14 protein-coding genes and 1 tRNA gene are annotated in these 18,275 nt (G+C 39.2%); 1 reads left to right on the plus strand and 14 read right to left on the minus strand.

What is annotated here, in order from left to right; all coding sequences use genetic code 11:
• Positions 1 to 14: 14 nt before the first annotated feature.
• From Q4534_RS19785 to Q4534_RS19815, 7 genes are read right to left on the minus strand one after another with little or no spacing between them, the layout of a single operon-like run.
• Positions 15 to 1,046 carry a cytochrome c oxidase subunit II gene (locus Q4534_RS19785; protein WP_303614884.1) on the minus strand — a complete coding sequence of 344 codons (1,032 nt, stop codon included), beginning with the start codon at positions 1,044 to 1,046 and terminating at the stop codon, positions 15 to 17.
• 24 nt (positions 1,047 to 1,070) lie between these two features.
• On the minus strand, positions 1,071 to 2,354 hold the full coding sequence (locus Q4534_RS19790) for a quinol:cytochrome C oxidoreductase (protein ID WP_303614885.1): 1,284 nt from the start codon (positions 2,352 to 2,354) through the stop codon (positions 1,071 to 1,073).
• The gene (locus Q4534_RS19795) at positions 2,354 to 2,980 is read right to left on the minus strand and encodes a cytochrome c (protein ID WP_303614886.1); all 627 of its coding nucleotides are present in this window, start codon (positions 2,978 to 2,980) and stop codon (positions 2,354 to 2,356) included. The genes Q4534_RS19790 and Q4534_RS19795 overlap by 1 nt, the downstream gene beginning before the upstream one ends.
• Before the next feature lie 14 nt (positions 2,981 to 2,994).
• Positions 2,995 to 3,525, minus strand: coding sequence for a DUF3341 domain-containing protein (locus Q4534_RS19800; RefSeq protein ID WP_303614887.1), 531 nt, complete (start codon positions 3,523 to 3,525; stop codon positions 2,995 to 2,997).
• A 2-nt stretch (positions 3,526 to 3,527) separates the two neighbouring features.
• Positions 3,528 to 4,892, minus strand: coding sequence for an NrfD/PsrC family molybdoenzyme membrane anchor subunit (gene nrfD / locus Q4534_RS19805; protein ID WP_303614888.1), 1,365 nt, complete (start codon positions 4,890 to 4,892; stop codon positions 3,528 to 3,530).
• 19 nt (positions 4,893 to 4,911) lie between these two features.
• A complete protein-coding gene (locus tag Q4534_RS19810) occupies positions 4,912 to 8,010 on the minus strand; it encodes a TAT-variant-translocated molybdopterin oxidoreductase (protein ID WP_303614889.1) in 3,099 nt (1,032 codons plus the stop codon).
• A 32-nt stretch (positions 8,011 to 8,042) separates the two neighbouring features.
• Positions 8,043 to 9,311 (minus strand): c-type cytochrome, encoded by a 1,269-nt coding sequence (locus Q4534_RS19815; RefSeq protein ID WP_303614890.1) that lies wholly within the window; start codon positions 9,309 to 9,311, stop codon positions 8,043 to 8,045.
• A gap of 367 nt (positions 9,312 to 9,678) precedes the next feature.
• Between Q4534_RS19815 and Q4534_RS19820 the strand changes: the two genes are divergently transcribed.
• Positions 9,679 to 9,752, plus strand: a tRNA-Cys gene (locus Q4534_RS19820).
• Between the two features lie 403 nt (positions 9,753 to 10,155).
• Here Q4534_RS19820 and Q4534_RS19825 read toward each other — a convergent pair.
• From Q4534_RS19825 to tsaD, 7 genes are all read right to left on the minus strand, one after another.
• Complete coding sequence (locus Q4534_RS19825; protein WP_303614891.1) at positions 10,156 to 10,632, minus strand: thioredoxin family protein; 477 nt, start codon at positions 10,630 to 10,632, stop codon at positions 10,156 to 10,158.
• Positions 10,632 to 12,929, minus strand: coding sequence for a TonB-dependent receptor (locus Q4534_RS19830; protein ID WP_303614892.1), 2,298 nt, complete (start codon positions 12,927 to 12,929; stop codon positions 10,632 to 10,634). Before Q4534_RS19830 ends, Q4534_RS19825 begins: the two co-directional genes overlap by 1 nt.
• 561 nt (positions 12,930 to 13,490) lie before the next feature.
• The gene (rpsA, locus tag Q4534_RS19835) at positions 13,491 to 15,272 is read right to left on the minus strand and encodes a 30S ribosomal protein S1 (RefSeq protein WP_303614893.1); all 1,782 of its coding nucleotides are present in this window, start codon (positions 15,270 to 15,272) and stop codon (positions 13,491 to 13,493) included.
• Between the two features lie 181 nt (positions 15,273 to 15,453).
• Entirely contained in the window at positions 15,454 to 15,972 is a 519-nt protein-coding gene (locus Q4534_RS19840; protein ID WP_303614894.1) for an HNH endonuclease, read from the minus strand.
• Positions 15,972 to 16,787, minus strand: coding sequence for an NlpC/P60 family protein (locus tag Q4534_RS19845; RefSeq protein WP_303614895.1), 816 nt, complete (start codon positions 16,785 to 16,787; stop codon positions 15,972 to 15,974). The genes Q4534_RS19840 and Q4534_RS19845 overlap by 1 nt, the downstream gene beginning before the upstream one ends.
• Positions 16,753 to 17,217, minus strand: coding sequence for an SsrA-binding protein SmpB (smpB, locus tag Q4534_RS19850; RefSeq protein WP_303614896.1), 465 nt, complete (start codon positions 17,215 to 17,217; stop codon positions 16,753 to 16,755). Before smpB ends, Q4534_RS19845 begins: the two co-directional genes overlap by 35 nt.
• Positions 17,210 to 18,226 (minus strand): tRNA (adenosine(37)-N6)-threonylcarbamoyltransferase complex transferase subunit TsaD, encoded by a 1,017-nt coding sequence (gene tsaD, locus Q4534_RS19855; RefSeq protein ID WP_303614897.1) that lies wholly within the window; start codon positions 18,224 to 18,226, stop codon positions 17,210 to 17,212. The genes smpB and tsaD overlap by 8 nt, the downstream gene beginning before the upstream one ends.
• Between the last annotated feature and the right edge of the window lie 49 nt (positions 18,227 to 18,275).

Raw genomic sequence — 18,275 nt, forward strand, 5'->3', positions numbered from 1 at the left:
TTTATGCTATAAATTTATTCTTCATTTATATAAATCTCTGCCAATTCCTTCAATTCAACAGGAAGATCAGCTACAAGATCCGGATTACTTTTGATAAAAGGAGTTTGTTCTGCAAACCACTTTCTATATTCTTCAGGTTCAACAACCTTAATCACTTTCCGCATAGAGAAATGACCGGCACCACAAATCTCAGTACAGGCGATTTCAAATTCAAATTCTTCATCCCCCAATTCTGCACGCATTTCTTCAGTAGTTTTATTCGGCGTAAACCAGAATCTGGTAGGCATACCGGGTACAGCATCCATCTTCAAGCGCATATGTGGCGCAAATACTGAGTGCAATACATCCCTTGCCCTAATATTAAAGAGGACAGGCTCTCCTTTAGGAATTACCACATTCTGAGAAGGAAAATCGTCAAAGGAATTTTTATCAGTAAAATCTATACCTCTGGAATTGGTTGCAGTTGTAAGTCTATAATCATAGTCTCCCAACTGTTGATCAGCACCTGGATATCTCACATCCCAAGCAAATTGATAACCCATAATCTCAACTACATGGGCATTTTCAGGAGCAGGGCTGGTAATATCTGACCAGGCTTTCCATCCGGAAATTACCAAGACAGTCAATACCACTGCCGGTACAAGTGTCCAAATAATCTCTAATTTGTTATTGTCAGGATAAAAGGCAGCTCTTTTATTTTCTTTGTATTGATAATGGTAACTAAACCAGAACAAAAGAATATGTGTAAGGATGAAAATAAAGCCTGTTACAGCCATGGTAATCCAAAACAATTGATCTGTTACCACACCATGCTCAGAGGCAATAGGCAATTGGTAATTATCAAATTCTACTACCGAATAATAGACCATCCAAGCACCACAGCCAATAAGAAATACCATGAAAAGAATGGCATTAGTTTTATTACTGGTTGTAGCTATTTTTTTATCAGAACCTTTAGCGACCGAAATCAAGGTTTGAATTCTGTATACCATCCCAATCACCATGATCAGGAGTACTACACCTATTGAAATAAGAAATCCGTACATAATTATAACTGTTTCGGAATTAGATTAAATGTGATGATGATAACTTTCCTCCAACATTGGGTGGTTTTTAGGAACCAGATTGTGTTTGGAAAGATTGGTCAACGCTACAAAAGCAAAAGCTGAAGCATAAACTAACAACATTCCAATTTCCATCAAACCAACGCCTCCATTATGTCCTAAAGTACCCGGTTGAACCATCAAGAAGAAATCTACCCAATGACCAACAATAATTAGTGTACATACAAGTTTTAGGAAGATATTATGCCTTTTCGCATCCCTTGTCATTAGAACCAAAAATGGTAAAGCAAAGTTTAGAATTAGGTTAATAAATATATAAGAACCATAAACATCACTTGAAAGTCTTTCTACGAAATAAACTGACTCTTCAGGAATATTGGCATAATAGATCAGCAAAAACTGAGAGAACCATATATAAGTCCAGAATATGGAGAAGGCAAAAACGAATTTACCAAGATCATGAATATGGTTTTGATTGATCATTTCTAGGTATCCCTGATCTTTCAAAAAGATAGTCACCAAAGTAATGGCAGATAAACCTGCAACAAACCATGAAGCAAATACATACCATCCAAACAAGGTAGAGAACCAGTGCGTATCTATAGACATCACCCAATCCCAAGCACTAATAGAGGAAGATACGGCAAAGAAAACCAAGAAAATAGCAGACCATTTTCTAATGGTATACCAATAGGAAGTTCCTCCATTTATATCTTCTTCATTAGAAAGTGTTCTAAGTTTATTGAAAAAGAAAACCCAAAATCCGAAGAACAAAACCATTCTTACGATATAAAAGATAGGGAATGAACCTTTCTCCATTGGCCAGTAAAAGAAGTTTCCTTTACCGTCAATGATCTTATCATAATGATCTCCGGCTTTGTCAAACACATAGCTATGCGTCCAGTGAAACAAATCGTGGTTGGCTATGAAAAAGGTTACCAGCATTAATACAGCTGCAATAGGCAACCAATAGCCAAAGGACAACATGATTCTAAGTAATGCTGTAGACCATCCTGCCTGGGCAGCATATTGTATAGCAAAGAAGAATACACCAATAATGGCAATTCCTGTGAAATACACATTATTTATCCAAAGGTTGGCAAAAAGTCTCTGTGTCCAGTGAAAACCATGTCCACCCTCATCGCCATGACCATGTCCACCAGTGGCAGCCATGATTATACCAAATACCAATAAAAGTGCACCGATACCTCCTAGTATGAAAATCACTTTCTTTACCGCTGCGGTAAAATCAAATTTTTGATCCAAATTGTAGTTAGTTACCTGTGCCATTATTGCTTCTGAATTTCTTGTTTAACATAGTGTACAATTTTCCACCTTCTGTCAGCAGTAATCTGCGAACCGTGAGCTCCCATTCTACCTTTTCCATGAGTGATTACATGGAAAATATGGCCTTCAGGTAAATTAATATAGGCTCCACCTTTTAGGTTGGCTACCCCACCGATAACCATACCTGGTTTACCATCTCCTTCTCCACCACTACCATGGCAGGGAGAACAGTATTGGGTGAATAGTCGCTTGCCATCGGCCAATACTTCATCAGTAAGAGGGATTGGATTTTGTACAGCAGCGGCACCTTCTAAATCTGCCACCCTTAACCTATAAGGTAAAATACCCTCTTTATTTCTAGGTACAGTATTAGGAACAGGTTCTCTCATGTTCATGCCATGAGGATTGTTAATATTACTGTTAAAGAATTCTCCTTTTTCATCCTCTCTAGTGGAAATCCAATCTCCTTCTTCTTCACTAGTGATTTGGCTTAAGCCTTCATAAGGAACTGAATGGTACATCTGAGGAGCATACTCCGTTCCCGGATAATCACCCTCAGCTTTGCAGGAAGCAAATCCTAAGGATATCCCCACTACAGCTATTGAATATATTGATGATAAAATTTTCATTTGCTACAGATTACTTATTCAAAACTTTTACTGTTCACCTCCGTTGCTCCTGAATTCTTAAGAGCACCTTTAATTATTTCCAAATCAACAGCTGCATTATTGGCGATATCTATGGCCATAACGTGCTTGTCATCAGTACTTCTCAAGTCAAATATTCTTGGTTGTCCCCAGGGTTTAAGATTACTGCTAACCATAAATACTGTGACCATACCAAAAGCTGCAACAAGAACAGTTAACTCGAAAGATACAGGAATGAAATCAGGGAAAGCGGCATGATCCTTGCCACCTATAATCATTGGCCAGTCAAATTTCATCATATAAAATTGCATGGTCAATGCCAAAGTAGTTCCTAGCAAGCCAAAAAGGAATGCCGCAATTGGCAACCTACTTCTTCGGTAACCCAATTCTTCCTCTAGTCCATGAACAGGATAAGGAGAGAATACCTCGTGTATTTTGATTCCTGCAGCTCTTATCTCTCTGACAGCATTCTTAAGAATGTCCTCATCATCAAAGATCCCCAGGATAAAGTTTTTGTCTCTTTCCATGATTATTTAATTATTTTTTCAGATGAAGATTTCAATACAGATTTGATCTCTGCCATGTTGATCACTGGGAAGAACTTGGCGAACAATAAGAACGCTGTGAAAAAGAAACCAAAAGTAAACATATAAACTCCTACGTCCGTAATTGTGGGGTAAAACATAACCCAAGAAGAAGGAAGATAATCTCTATGAAGTGAGGTAACGATAATTACAAACCTTTCAAACCACATTCCAATGTTCACAATAAGTGAAAGGATAAAAGTAGCAACTATAGACGTTCTGATCTTTTTGAACCAGAACAATTGAGGAGAAATAACATTGCAGGTCATCATGGACCAGTAAGCCCACCAATAAGGACCAAACATCCTGTTAACAAAAGCATATTGCTCTGCAGCTACACCTGAATACCAAGCGATAAAGAACTCTGTGATATAGGCAATACCTACGATAGAACCTGTAATGATGATTACTATATTCATCAATTCAATATGTCCCATTGTGATATAGTCTTCAAGTTTAAAAACTTTTCTAGTGACAATCATCAAGGTCAATACCATTGCAAAACCTGAGAAAATCGCACCTGCCACAAAATATGGAGGGAAGATTGTAGTGTGCCATCCGGGAATTACTGAAGTGGCAAAGTCAAAGGATACAATCGTATGTACTGAAAGTACAAGGGGTGTAGCCAAACCTGCCAATATTAGCGATACACTTTCATACCTCATCCAAGTTTTGGCACCGCCATCCCATCCGAAGCTCAAAGCTCCGTAAATGGTGTTTCGTATACCTGTTGCCCTGTCTCTAATGGTGGCGAAATCAGGAATCAAACCGATATACCAGAATACCAAGGATACAGAAAAGTAAGTGGATATGGCGAAAACATCCCATAACAAAGGGGAGTTAAAGTTTACCCACAAAGAACCAAATGTATTGGGAAGCGGAAGGGCCCAAATTGCACCGATCCAAGGTCTCCCCATGTGTATCAAAGGGAAAACTGCGGCACAAATTACAGCAAAAATTGTCATGGCTTCCGCTGCTCGGTTAATGGATGTTCTCCATTTTTGTCTGAAAAGCAATAATACTGCGGATATAAGTGTACCTGCGTGACCAATACCTACCCACCAAACGAAGTTGGTAATATCCCAGGCCCAGCCAACAGTTTTATTAAGTCCCCACATTCCTATTCCTTCCCACAGTGTAGCTACCAGTGCTAAACTGCCGAGCAAAAGTACAGTCAAGGATACTGCCAATCCTAGGAGCCAACCTTTGGTTGGTTTTCCTTCTACATGCCTGGCAATATCATTGGTGACGTCCTTGTAAGTCTTACCGCCGGTAATAAGCGGATCGCGTACGGGTGAAGTAACCTGCATATCTTATCGTTTTATTTTTTTAAGCTTCGTTTTTGTCCTTATTTCTGATCTTGGTAAAATACCAAACATTAGGGCTGACATTGATTTCCTCTAACACATGGTATGCTCTTTCCTCATTTACTTCCTTCAAAGCACTTGTGGAATTTTCTTCGACTTTAAGCATCTTAGAAACTTTAGATTGGGAATCATTCATGTCACCAAAAACAAGGGCTTCAGTAGGACAAGCTACTGCGCAGGCAACATTCACATCACCGTCTTTAATTTTCCTTCCTTCACGTTTCGCAGTTAATTTACCTGCTTGAATACGTTGTACACACATGGAGCATTTCTCCATTACCCCTCTTGCTCTTACAGTCACATCAGGGTTGAGTACCATTTTACCCAAATCATCATTCTGAGGAGTATTTACTCCTGCAAAATCTTTATTGTCATGGTATTTAAACCAGTTGAATCTTCTTACTTTATAAGGACAGTTGTTGGCACAATATCTGGTACCAATACAACGGTTGTAAGTCATTTGGTTGAGTCCTTCAGAACTGTGTGTGGTGGCAACCACAGGACATACAGTTTCACAAGGTGCATTGTTACAATGCTGACACATCATAGGCTGGAAGGTAACTTCCGGATTGTCTGCTGCTTGCTCAAGTTCGGCATTTGAAGTAGCTCCTTCAGGAGAGCTATAGTACCTGTCAATTCTAATCCAGGCCATTTCTCTTCTATTCAATACTTCTTCTTTCCCGACAACAGCCACATTATTCTCTACCTGACAAGCCACGGTACAAGCCGCACAACCTATACAAGAGTTCATGTCAATGGCCAAGCCCCAGTGGTGCTGACTGTATTTGTGGCCGGACCACAATGAAATTTTGCTAGGCTTAACAAATTCCCCGTCTTTATAAATTTCCGGGTGATACCTGCCTGCGCTGGCATCTTCTTTATATTCGCCCAAAGTAGCTTCCTGCACAACGAAATCCCTACCCATATAGGTTTGATGTGTTTGTGTTTGAGCTATTCTGTAACTTTCACCGGTAAGACTCACACTTACTCCTTCAGTGATATGGTATTCAACAAATCCTTTGTTGGCATTAATAAGTGCGTATGCATTGACACCAATACCGTCTGCTACTCTACCTGCAGCAGTCCTTCCATAACCTAAAGCCAATCCAAAAGTACCATTGGCCTGTCCAGGTTGCACCAACACAGGAACAGTAAAGGTCTGTCCATTTGCAGAAACAGTGGCCAATTTAGTGGCACCTTCATGCATTTTAAGACCATTTTCATTGGCCCATTTTTGGGATACAGTTAAGTAATTGTCCCAGGTAGCTTTTGAAATAGGATCCGGCATCTCCTGCAACCAAGGGTTGTTGGCAAATGCTCCTGAGCCAATACCTACTTTGGTATAAACAACCAATTCACTACCTGAACCCTGAGCCTGGTAAGCTTTGCCGATGGCTGCTGCTGCTGTAGCAACATCTCCTACTGCCTCTAATGCGGAAGCTTCACCTTCTTCAGAAGATTCAGAGATATAAACACCATCAAATAGGCATTTATCCCAGAAAGACTGAAAGTCTCCCTCGATTCCACTTTCAGCAAAATTAGCCTGCCATTCTTCTCTTATGAAATCATAATATGAAGTAGTGTTCCCGGCCCACTTTAAAAAGCTTTCAGGAGCTTGGCGAGTACTAAACAAAGGAGAGATAACCGGCTGCGCCAAGCTATAAACTCCTTTTTTAGGATTGAAATCATTCCAAGATTCCAAGTAATGATGATCCGGAGCAAGATACTGAACCAGAGATGCAGTCTCGTCTTTAACTTCTGAAGTAGAAACTGAAACCTTAGCTTTGGCTATACCGGCAGCAATGGCTTGTCCACCTCCAAAATCATAAACCGGGTTACAGTTGTAAAAGATTACTCCTCCAACTTTTCCGGCATTCAATTCTTTAACAAACTGATTCATTCTACTGTCATCTCCTTTTCGGAAATAAGCAGGATTTTCGAAATCCACAGTTTTATTGTTATTCTCTAAAAGCTCATTGATTGCATGCACAACCACTTGGACATTCGGATCATTGGATCCGGAAACAACAAGTGATTTGCCTTTGTTGGCCCACAATTCGTTGGCTGCTTTTGAAAGATTGTTTAATTCTAAATTGCCTCCACCGGCAGTGCTAACCCCGGCCTTTTTGGCAATAAGGTTATACAAGGCCAAAACTGCAAGACCACTTTGAGAAGCAGTAATAGGCGTGCGGTAATCCGCATTAGAACCTGTAAGTGATAAGGTGGACTCAAACTGATAATGCCTGGACATATTAGGATTTTCTTTCGAAATTTTCCTTCCTTGTGCATATTGCCTAGCAAATTCAATTGGAGAAATCCATGAACCTAAAAAATCAGCCCCAAAGCTGACAATTACATTGGCCTTATCAAAATTATAAGAAGGAAGCACACTGCTTCCATAATAGGTTTCACTTGCTTTGGTGATACCATAATTGGAAATTGGGTCATAAGTAATGACTTCAACATCTCCCATTTGGTCAGCGAATACTTTTATCGCCCTGTTTGTGCTCGGAGATAAAATGGTATTGCTAATGATTTTTATTGTTCCTGCACTTTTTAATTTGCCGGCTAACTCACCATCTAAAGCGGACCATTCAGCCGTTTTTCCTCCAATTTGAGGAGCCCTTAATCTGGCCTCATCATATAGAGATAAAACAGAGCCTTCTACAATGGCATTGGTACCTCCTTTGGTGATTGGTGACAATTCATTGCCATCAATTTTAATCGGTCTACCTTCTCTGGTTTTAACTACCACCGAAGCGTAGTCTCCACCTTTGCTGAAAGTAGATGCATAATAATTAGGAACAGAAGGATTGATATCAACAGGTTTGTTAACATATGGAATGGCTTTCCTAACCGGAGCTTCACAAGCTGCTAAGGAGGCTGCCGCCACACTAAAACCCATCATTTTTAGAAAGTCCCTTCTAGTGGAGCTTCCGTCTTCTTTTTGATTGCTTTTTGAAGTAAAGCCGGGAAATTCCTGATCAGCATTTTTTACAAACTCGGGATCGTTTGTCAGCTGTTCTAACCCTTTCCAATATGTCTTTTTATTTTCTTTCATTTTATATTAAAGAAAAGAATGTTCGTAAAGATTTAATAGTGACACTTTGCACATTCCAAACCACCAATGTCTTTGACTTTCAAAGCATCTTTGGATTCTGAATGCAATTGCACGAGTTTATCGTAATACTCATTGCCTTGAGTGGTAATTTCCGTGTTTCTATGGCAGTCAATACACCAACCCATGGTCAATGCACTGTGCTGAGAAACAACTTCCATTTCCTCTATAGGACCATGACAAGTTTGACATTCGATCCCTCCTACAGCAACGTGTTGGGAGTGATTGAAATAAGCCAAATCAGGAAGGTTATGCACCCTTACCCATTCAATAGGTTGATTGTTATCTACCGCATCGTATATTTTAGCAATTTCCGGAGAAACGCCCTCTTTGCCTTCCACATTTTGAATGTGCATGTGACAGTTCATACAGATGTTTGCAGAAGGAATATTTGCAGATTTTCCAATTTCTACACCTGTATGGCAATATTGACAAGGGATTTCGTATTGTCCGGCATGAAGTTCGTGTGAGTAAGCAATCGGCTGACTAGGTGCATAGCCTTGCTGCACGCCCACCGTATATAATCCGTTTATGGCGGTCTTTACTACAAAGGCAAGAACAATCGCCGTAACGATGATAATCATACCATCACTTTTGAAGATGCCTTTATAATCTGTCTTTTGATTGATAAACTCTTTATCATCCTCATCCAGATTTTCGCTTTTGTTCATGTATTTGGTCAATACTGAAACAATAAGTCCCAAAACAACCAATACCAATACAAGAACGATTACAAGGACTACCAAGATTATGGTTAGGTATTCATTGGGAATTCCTCCACCTGAACCTGTTGCTTCTCCACCCTCGGCTGTTGCTCCGGCTTCGGCAGCAGCAGGATCTGCTTTGTCGCCATATTCAATGTAAGAAAGTAAATTCGTTAGGTCATCGTCACTCAAAAAATCATGAGAAGGCATAACCGTGTTATTGAATTCTTTGAAAAGAGCTACTGCATCAGCATCTCCTCCTTGAACCAATACCTGAGAGTTGGTGATAAATTGTTTTGCCCAGTCCAACTCCCTTCTATCAGTAACTCCTCTAAGCGCCGGACCGACCAATTTCTGATCCAGTCTATGGCAGGTTTTACAGTTGGCATTAAAAATGGACTGACCCGCGGATATAGCTTCTTCGCTATCCGGAATTTCAGGGTCCACCGCATATGCCTGAATTCCTGAAAATAGGAATATCAGGACCAACAGATGGCATACGCGAATTGAAACCCCTAATATTGAGCGTTTGATCGACATAGTTATGTATACTTTTTTCAGATTTTCTCAGTGCAATTCAAATTCCCCACAAATGTACTACCCAACTTCTATTTTTCAAACTTGATCTTTACAGGGCAATAATCCATATCAAAAACTAAATATACTATTTAAAATATTCTCTATCAGTTATTTACAAGCCTTCACCTGAAGCAAAATTTAATTTAGAACCGTTATAAATAGACCTGTTTTTCAATATTTTAAAAATTATTGTTGAACGCATCAACAGACATTTCGTTACAAACGGGTTTTTGGCCCAAAGTTTAGTGTCATCCTATTAACATTTTTTTACTAATAGCTTTGAAAAGCCAATTATAAATGCCTAAATTTGCGCTTCGCTATTGAAAATGGTCGAGTGGCCGAGTGGCTAGGCAGAGGTCTGCAAAACCTTGTACAGCGGTTCGAATCCGCTCTCGACCTCCAAAGGCATCCTTTTGCAAGGATGCCTTTTTTTATTGATTTATTCCAAAATTCGCTCCCCCTTAGCTTAGGAATTCCATCCCTTGCTCCTTCAAATTTCCTTATAAAAAAATGATTCTTCCGACAAGGCGAAAGAATCATTTATTTATTGAACAGACCAAAATAATCATTCACTGAATCACAAAAAAATAATCCTGTCATGAAATGCCTTATACTGAATAGGTTAAAACTTATACAGGCTATGTATTCAACTGATTATCTAGAGTTTAAAGCATATTAAATTTGCTTAAAATTGGACTTTATCAACAATAAACGAAGCCTTAACCCGCCAGCTCAAAAGAATCATCTTACCATTTATCAATTCCCATAATTAGTATAGAAAAAACATTTAGCCAAATGATTATTACTACTTAAACTCCATCCCGTTTTTGATAATAAATCGCTCCAAATCCTTTGCTGTTTGCAAACCTTGAAGCCGTTCAAAAGATTGGGAAAGCGGAGCGAAAAATACAGTGGTGGGAAACAATAATCTCCCATTTTTGGAACCCAGCATTTTTGCCAAAGTATGATAATCTCCGGACTTACCCGGCTTATATTTTCTTCCGAGAAATACCAGTTCCTCTTTCGATTCAGCATTTATTTTTATACAATAAAAATTCGTGCTAAGGGAGCTTGCTACTTTTGGTTTTTGAAAGGTAATGTTTTCCTGCATTTTGCAGTATTTGCACCAATCTGTATGTATAAAAACCATTATAGGCTTGGGATTTGACCGCAAACTATCTTTAAGATTTTCGATGGAAGTCCAAGACATGGCCTGTCCATTTACTTTTCCAATACTAAAAAGCATGCAGAGAATCGCCCATATGGTCAGTGTTTTTTTCATTATTCCAACGTAAATCTTAATCCCAGAAAGCCTCTACGCCCTTGGTTGGGTGCGTACACATAGGAAGGATCAAAGGTCAAAGCGTAGGGGTTTTCTGCCGTCTGTACCACTTGTCCATCCGATCCAAATACCACATTTCTATCAAAAGGATCAAAGGATCTTGCAATACTATTTGCCGCAGGGGTAAAGTCAAGAAGGTTTTTAACCCCACCATATAACTCCCATTTGGCACCAAACTTTTTGCTGAGTTGAAAATTTTGTAAACTGAACCAAGGGGAATATTCGGCGCGATTATCGAGGTCTCCAAGTAAAGGTAAACGCATGGGCCCATATAAATTCCCTGTGTAATCCACCGTTAAGCCTAGCGTAGGAAAAGTATACCCCACACTCCATACTCCGCTAAATCTTTCTGTTAATAATTGCCGATAGGTTTCACCATTTTCTGTAACGGACACATCCATTAAGGTACCACCGGTAACAATATTCAAACCATTGACCAAAGACATTTCCACATTCAATGAAATCCCCTTAGAAACTGCAGAGCCATCTAAGTTCCCATAAATAATTTTATTAGGATCAGTTTCGTAATCCGGGAAAATGGCATTATTAAAATAGGTGTAAAATGCAGAGGCATCAAGACCAATAAAGACTTGGCTTGCTGTATAAATTTTCTTCACCAAGTTCAAATTGGCATTCCAAGAGGTTTCCGGATCAAGTTCACCTTCAAAAACCACCTCTCTGGCTCCTGTGAGCGCAGCATGATCCTCAGTAAATACATTGGCCACCCTATATCCATTACCAATACTCATACGAATCACATCATTTTTACTTTTTGAGGTCCACTTATAGTTTAACCTAGGGGTAGCAATACTCCCATGTAAGCTATTGTAATCATACCTCATTCCCAATAATAACTTATGTGAAGCATTAATGGTTATTTCATCCTGAAGAAAAATGCCTGGCAAGTGGGTAATCGAAGGTTCATTCATCCCATTTTCTGTGGCTGTAGCCGGTGTATTGTCATCATAATAAGTATACCTGTATGCCATTCCCAGCAAAAAATCATGTTGGTCTACAGGTTTATTCCATGTAAATTGACCGAAGCCAATGTATTGATCAGCTATATAGGGTATGTTGCCATATACTGAATTCTGATTATGACCATTGGCACTGAACTGAAAATTTATTAACTCTTCCACCGGCAATTCATACAGCCCAAACATCTCCCAACGGTTGGTATATATGCTTTCACCATAAATTTCATCACCTCCTCGGTATTCGGAAGACCAATCCATCTCTCCACCCCAACGGTCTTCATACACATAGCGACCGGCAACAGAAAAATTCTTACCTGATACTCTATTGAAATTCAACTTATTAAATATTGAAAGTCTATTCTGTAACGTTACGTCAGTAAACCCATCTTCATTTTTATCCAATGGATTTTGATAATTAAAATAATTCAACCCAAAAAGTCCCTGGGTATTTTCTGAAAGATTGTATTTCAGCCCTAAGTCAGTATTAACATCTCCCCAATCGGAACTGAAAATATCAGCAGAAAATAAAGGCGCGGTAGATGGTTTTTTGGTTATAACGTTGATTAAACCACCCACAGCCTCAGACCCATAAAGCGTAGAGGCAGGACCTTTGACCACTTCCACCCGCTCTATCAAGGCTTGCGGAATACCTGTTAAACCATACACAGTAGACAACCCACTTACAATAGGCATCCCATCAATCAATACCATGGTATAAGGGCCTTCAAGCCCATTGATATGAATATCACCTGTATTGCAGACATTACAATTGATCTGAGGCCTAACACCATTGACGTTCTGAAGGGATTCAAAAACAGAAGGGGTAGGATTGGCACGGAAAAAATTGGCAGAGTAAACTTCAACAGGTACTGGGCTCTCGAGTTTTGAGACCTCTTTCATTGTCCCTGAGACTACCACCTCCCCTAGTGCTGAAGCTGTTTCCTTTAATGTAAATAAATAAGGGCTTTCGGATTTACCATCGACTACTTCAATTCTAATTTGCTGGGTCTCAAAACCGATCAAGGAAGCGGATAATGTATGCTTCCCAGAAGGTACATTGCGAATAGTAAAGGAACCACTTACATCAGTTACTCCTCCCAAAGAAATCTTCCTGATTCCTACATTGGCAAACTCCAGCGGAACACCTGATTCGTCCGTCACTTTTCCCGAGATCACTCCATTCTCCTGTCCCTTTGCCGGGGAATAGCAGAGGGATACAGTAATAATTAACAATAAGGTAGTATATTTTATTAGATTCATGTTATCTCTATTTATATACCCGTAAAATTAATAAGTTAGATTTGACTAACAAATATTTTCACCTATTATTTACATTTTTTTTACCTAACTAAAACATTGGTGCCAAAGTTTGTATAGCCTAGGATTTTAAATTCCTCGAATCGAAGAATATAGCGCAAGTCGAAAACATGTAAACCAAACAAAATTAGCCGGTAGAGAAAGTGCTGTTTTTTCATTCAAGGGATAATCGGAAAAGATTTGAGTAAGTCATAAAGTTTAAAAACCACCGATGCAGACTTGAATAACTACTTAAAAAAAGAAAACTAGGGCTATTCATTCCAGCCCTCTATATCAAATAAAAATAAACCAGGAGAAAAATTTAATCCTTCCTCTGTTGAAGATAAAAATCTATACCTGAGAAAAGTATTGCCTAACCTATAGCAACGTTTTATTTTCGATAAAAATTAATCTCAGCCAAAAGCTATAGGGAATAAAAAACTGAATTTACTATCCGTTAAAAAAATCCAAAAAAAAACACTAACCCTTTCGAGTTAGTGCTTTATACTATTAAATAAGGGTTAATTATTTTTTACCCTGATCCATTTTTTCTTTCAATGCAGACAATGCATCCAAATCTCCAAGTGTAGATTTCTCTGCTCCGGCTCCACTATCAGTACTTCCTGCAGCTTTCTTCTTAGGACTGCTGGTTTTCTTAGGACTGGCTTTTGGCATGGCTTCTTCCTTGAAAGTAGCTGTATGAGAAAGCACAATGCGTTTGTCATCTTTAGAGAACTCAATTACAGTGAAATCAAGGCTTTCACCAGCTTCCGCTTGGCTTCCGTCTTCTTTTTCAAGGTTTTTGGCAGTAGCAAATCCTTCAAGACCATAAGGTAATTCTAGAACTGCTCCTTTATCATTCTTAGAGATGATAGAACATTTATGTTTAGACCCAATTGGGAACACATTCTCGAAAGTATCCCAAGGGTTCTCTTCCAATTGTTTGTGTCCTAGTGCCAATCTTCTGCTATCAAGGTCTAGTTCCAATACGATAACATCTAACTCATCACTAACTTTCACAAATTCTGATGGATGCTTGATCTTTTTAGTCCAAGACAAATCAGATACGTGAACCAATCCATCAATACCTTCTTCAAGTTCTAAGAATAGACCGAAGTTGGTAAGGTTTCTAACGATACCTTTATGCTTGGTACCGATAGCGTATTTGGTAGACATTTCTTGTTTAGTCCAAGGATCTTCGGTAAGTTGTTTGATACCCAAAGACATCTTACGCTCATCTTTGTCAAGAGTAAGGACTACAGCTTCGATCTCATCACCAACTTTCACAAAGTCAGCAGGATTTCTTAGGTGCTGAGACCAAGACATTTCAGATACGTGAATCAAACCTTCAACGCCTGGAGCCAACTCTAGGAATGCACCATAATCAGCAACGTTTACGATTTTACCTTTAACTTTAGATCCAACTTCAAGTGTAGCAGAAAGAGAATCCCAAGGATGAGCAGTCAATTGCTTCATACCCAAAGAAATTCTTTTCTTATCATCATCAAAGTCAAGTACCACAACCTGAACTTTGTCGTCAAGGTTAAGCACTTCTTCCGGATGATTGATACGTCCCCAAGAAATATCTGTAATGTGAAGCAATCCATCCACACCACCCAAATCGATGAATACACCGAAATTGGTCATGTTTTTGATAATTCCTTCCAATACTTGACCTTTTTCAAGGTTGTTAAGGATTTCAGCTTTTTGTTTCTCAAGATCTTTCTCGATCAATACTTTATGAGAAACAACTACGTTATCATTGGCGTGGTTAATTTTAACCACTTTCACTTCCATTTTCTTACCTACATAGATATCAAAATCTCTGATAGGTTTAACATCGATTTGAGATCCTGGTAAGAAAGCCTCTACACCATAAATATCTACGATCAATCCACCTTTGGTTCTTCTCTTAACCAAACCTTCGATCACATTGTCTTGCTCCAATGCTTCTTCGATGGTTTGCCAAGCTTTTACCATCTTGGCTTTCTTACGGGAAAGTACCAACTGCCCCAATGCATTCTCCTGCTCTTCGATGAACAATTCTACTTCATCACCGATTTTCAAGCCCTCAATGTCACGGAATTCATTCAGAGGAACAAGTCCGTCAGATTTGAAACCAATATTGATGATTACATCCTTATCATTGATACCTACTACAGTACCTGTAATAACTTCTTTTTCTGTAATCTCAGTAAGGGTATTGTCATAAAGGTTTTCCATCTCAGCTCTCTCAGCTTCAGTGTAACCTTCTCCAAAACCCTTGGTTTCAAATTTTTCCCAGTTAAAATCTTCTTGATTTGACATAATAATATATAACCTTGATTTTCAACAGCCTTAAGGTCATCTGGCTGAGGTTTTTATTAATGATTCCCCCACTAAAGAAGGCCCATTCACCCGAATGGATTGCAAATTTACGAATTATTTTAGGATTAGAAACTGTATACCAACAAAATATCAGCTCAAGGTTTCCTTCCCTTGCACTTTATCAAACCTCTTTTATAGCTAAAAATGGAATCCACTCTGCTGCATGCCGCTCTGCATACTCAGCAAGATAATAAGATAAGTTTGGCTTGAAAGGATAAGTTGCCAGTGGCATCCCTGCTTCTTCAGGTGTTTTATTGCCCTTGATGGTATTGCAACGATGACAGGCGGTAATAAGGTTTTTCCAGGAAGTTTTACCTCCTTTGCTCTTAGGTACCACATGGTCCAAAGTCAAGTCTTTCTCAGACCCACAATACTGACAGGTATATTTATCCCGTTTAAAAAGATTGTTTCTGTTCAGCAAAACACCTTTGTATGGGATGTTTTTATAGTGATTGAGCCGAATTACTGCTGGGTAATCAAAAATATGGTCTACTGTCCTTATTTGAAGGTAATCGTACTTTACCAATAAAGTGGCTTTATCGAGGTAAGTTAACACAAAGCCTTTGTGTACATTGACTACACCAACCGGTGAATGATCTAAGTTCAGGACAAGCACTTTTTTTTCTGATATCTCCTTCATCAATCTACTAGGTTTTTTACGGTTAGCAATTGAATACTGTCTTTAGGGCGATTATTGGCTTTGTGCCATTTTTCTGGATCAAAAGTCCCGAACCTTACCTTTTCTTTGACCCAAAGTAATGTACCCTCTCCAATATATAGCCCCGCTTGAAATGGAATGCCACGCTGTGTGCCAAAAAATATAACATCTCCAATATCTATTTCAGGAATACGCTTCTTTTCTTCTACATTGTCCAGAGCGTTCAATTCATTTGGGAAAACAATGCCGCCAATTTTAAAAAGCAAGTTTAACCAAGAGGAAGCATTTAATCCAAAAAAACTCCTCCCTCCCGAAAGGTAAGGCACATGTAGAAAACTTAAAGCTATCCTTTTAACTTCCAACCTATTGGCTTTTCTTTCGTAAGGCCTGCTTTTTCCCTTAAACTTTATGGAATCTTCCCATTCAAAGATCTCATTTTGTCCGGCATGCAGCTGACTGCCGGGTAATAAAAACATGGTATTGTCTTTCAGCTTGATTTCTCCTATCCCCTCAGAAACAATTTGTCTAGGAGACTTCGCGAAAAATTCGAAAGCTTCTTTTGTAAGGGAATAATGTTGGGAAGCAAGAATCCAACCTGAGCCAATGGATTCTAAACCCTCTATTTTTAACCATTGCCCATCTCCACCCACCTGAATCACTTCATATAACTCACCAAAAAGTATTTGGGTACTTAATCCGGCATCCATCACAGGTTTCTTGTAAACACTGAGGAGCGAAAGCCTACAGATACCGAAAGTAGAATTAGAATGCCATTCTTTGAAGGTCTCGTTTTGCATCTTTTTCTTTTAGTGAATGTCGTTTGTCATGCACTTTTTTACCCTTACCTAGGGCCACCTCTATCTTTGCCAGCCCATTGTCATTAATAAACACTCTGACCGGCACTATGGTAAGTCCTTTTTCTGCAAATTTGTTTTGCAGTTTTTTCAACTCCTGTTTTTGTAGCAATAGCTTTCTTTCCCTAACCGGATCATGATTAAAATGAGCCGCCAGCGTATAGGGAGCTATGTGCATCTGTTTAATAAACAATTCATTGTTTCGGAAATAGCAATAGGCCTCCGTAAGCGAGACCTTTCCCTCCCGAATTGACTTAATCTCCGTCCCTTTTAGTACAAGCCCTGCTTTGTATTTATCTATAAATTCAAACTCAAAGCTTGCCTTCCTGTTCTTGATATTTATTATTTTCTCGAATTTATTCTTTTTAGCCATGATTTCCAATTTTCAATTTTGCCAATGGACTGACGTTCAAATCTGTAAACAAACCGGCCTGGTACTTATAATGCGCAGCCATGGCCACCATGGCGGCATTGTCTGTACAATATTCCAATTTGGGAAGATAGACATTCCAACGGTATTTTTTTGCAGCCTCAGCAATTGTTCGCCGTAAACCCGAATTGGCAGAAACTCCTCCGGCTATTGCCACTTCTTTTACCCCCTGCTCTTTGGTGGCCTTAACAAGTTTCTGCATCAACATCTTAATTAATGTATACTGTACAGAAGCACAGATATCCTCCAAATTATTCGCGATAAAGTCCGGATCTTTCTTAATATTTTCTTTCAAGAAATAGAGCACCGCAGTTTTTATGCCACTAAAGGAAAAAGAAAGCCCTTTCATCTCTGATACCGGAAAAGGATAAGCCAATGGATCACCTTTGGCCGCCAATTTATCCAGATGAGGTCCTCCGGGATAAGGTAATCCTAAAATTTTAGCAATTTTATCAAAAGCTTCTCCCACTGCATCGTCCTTGGTTTCTCCCAATACCTCCATGGCTAACGCACTCTTCACCATTACTAATTGGGTATGTCCTCCACTAACGGTTAAACAGATAAAGGGGAAGGAGGGTTTTGGTGCATCAATAAAATGGGCCAACACATGGGCTTCCATATGATTCACTTCAATAATCGGTTTATCCAATGCAAAAGCAAAAGACTTTGCAAAAGAAACCCCAACCAATAAAGCACCCATCAAGCCGGGCCCACGGGTAAAAGCGATGGCATCTAAATCAGCTTTGGTGATTCCGGAAGATTTTAATGCTTCAGCCACCACCGGTATAAGATGCTGCTGATGTGCCCTAGAGGCCAATTCCGGTACAACTCCACCATATTTCTCATGTACAGATTGCGTGGCGACAATATTATTAAGTATTTTGCCATCAGAAATCACTGATGCTGACGTTTCATCACAAGAGGATTCTATTGCTAATATATTACAACTCATTTCGTGCCTGTTGGAAAATAAATCGAAAGTTAAGGAAATTTTGCTGAAC

The organism is Cyclobacterium sp. 1_MG-2023, from assembly GCF_030546805.1.
GTDB lineage: Bacteria > Bacteroidota > Bacteroidia > Cytophagales > Cyclobacteriaceae > Cyclobacterium.

Excerpts from the sequence above, each read along its gene's own strand:
- nrfD (WP_303614888.1), bottom strand. The coding sequence starts at position 4,892 with ATGCAGGTTACTTCACCCGTACGCGATCCGCTTATTACCGGCGGTAAG.
- Q4534_RS19830 (WP_303614892.1), bottom strand. The coding sequence starts at position 12,929 with ATGAATCTAATAAAATATACTACCTTATTGTTAATTATTACTGTATCC.
- rpsA (WP_303614893.1), bottom strand. The coding sequence starts at position 15,272 with ATGTCAAATCAAGAAGATTTTAACTGGGAAAAATTTGAAACCAAGGGT.
- Q4534_RS19810 (WP_303614889.1), bottom strand. The coding sequence starts at position 8,010 with ATGAAAGAAAATAAAAAGACATATTGGAAAGGGTTAGAACAGCTGACA.
- smpB (WP_303614896.1), bottom strand. The coding sequence starts at position 17,217 with ATGGCTAAAAAGAATAAATTCGAGAAAATAATAAATATCAAGAACAGG.
- Q4534_RS19815 (WP_303614890.1), bottom strand. The coding sequence starts at position 9,311 with ATGTCGATCAAACGCTCAATATTAGGGGTTTCAATTCGCGTATGCCAT.
- Q4534_RS19845 (WP_303614895.1), bottom strand. The coding sequence starts at position 16,787 with ATGCAAAACGAGACCTTCAAAGAATGGCATTCTAATTCTACTTTCGGT.
- Q4534_RS19790 (WP_303614885.1), bottom strand. The coding sequence starts at position 2,354 with ATGGCACAGGTAACTAACTACAATTTGGATCAAAAATTTGATTTTACC.
- Q4534_RS19795 (WP_303614886.1), bottom strand. The coding sequence starts at position 2,980 with ATGAAAATTTTATCATCAATATATTCAATAGCTGTAGTGGGGATATCC.
- Q4534_RS19840 (WP_303614894.1), bottom strand. The coding sequence starts at position 15,972 with ATGAAGGAGATATCAGAAAAAAAAGTGCTTGTCCTGAACTTAGATCAT.
- Q4534_RS19825 (WP_303614891.1), bottom strand. The coding sequence starts at position 10,632 with ATGAAAAAAACACTGACCATATGGGCGATTCTCTGCATGCTTTTTAGT.
- tsaD (WP_303614897.1), bottom strand. The coding sequence starts at position 18,226 with ATGAGTTGTAATATATTAGCAATAGAATCCTCTTGTGATGAAACGTCA.
- Q4534_RS19785 (WP_303614884.1), bottom strand. The coding sequence starts at position 1,046 with ATGTACGGATTTCTTATTTCAATAGGTGTAGTACTCCTGATCATGGTG.
- Q4534_RS19800 (WP_303614887.1), bottom strand. The coding sequence starts at position 3,525 with ATGGAAAGAGACAAAAACTTTATCCTGGGGATCTTTGATGATGAGGAC.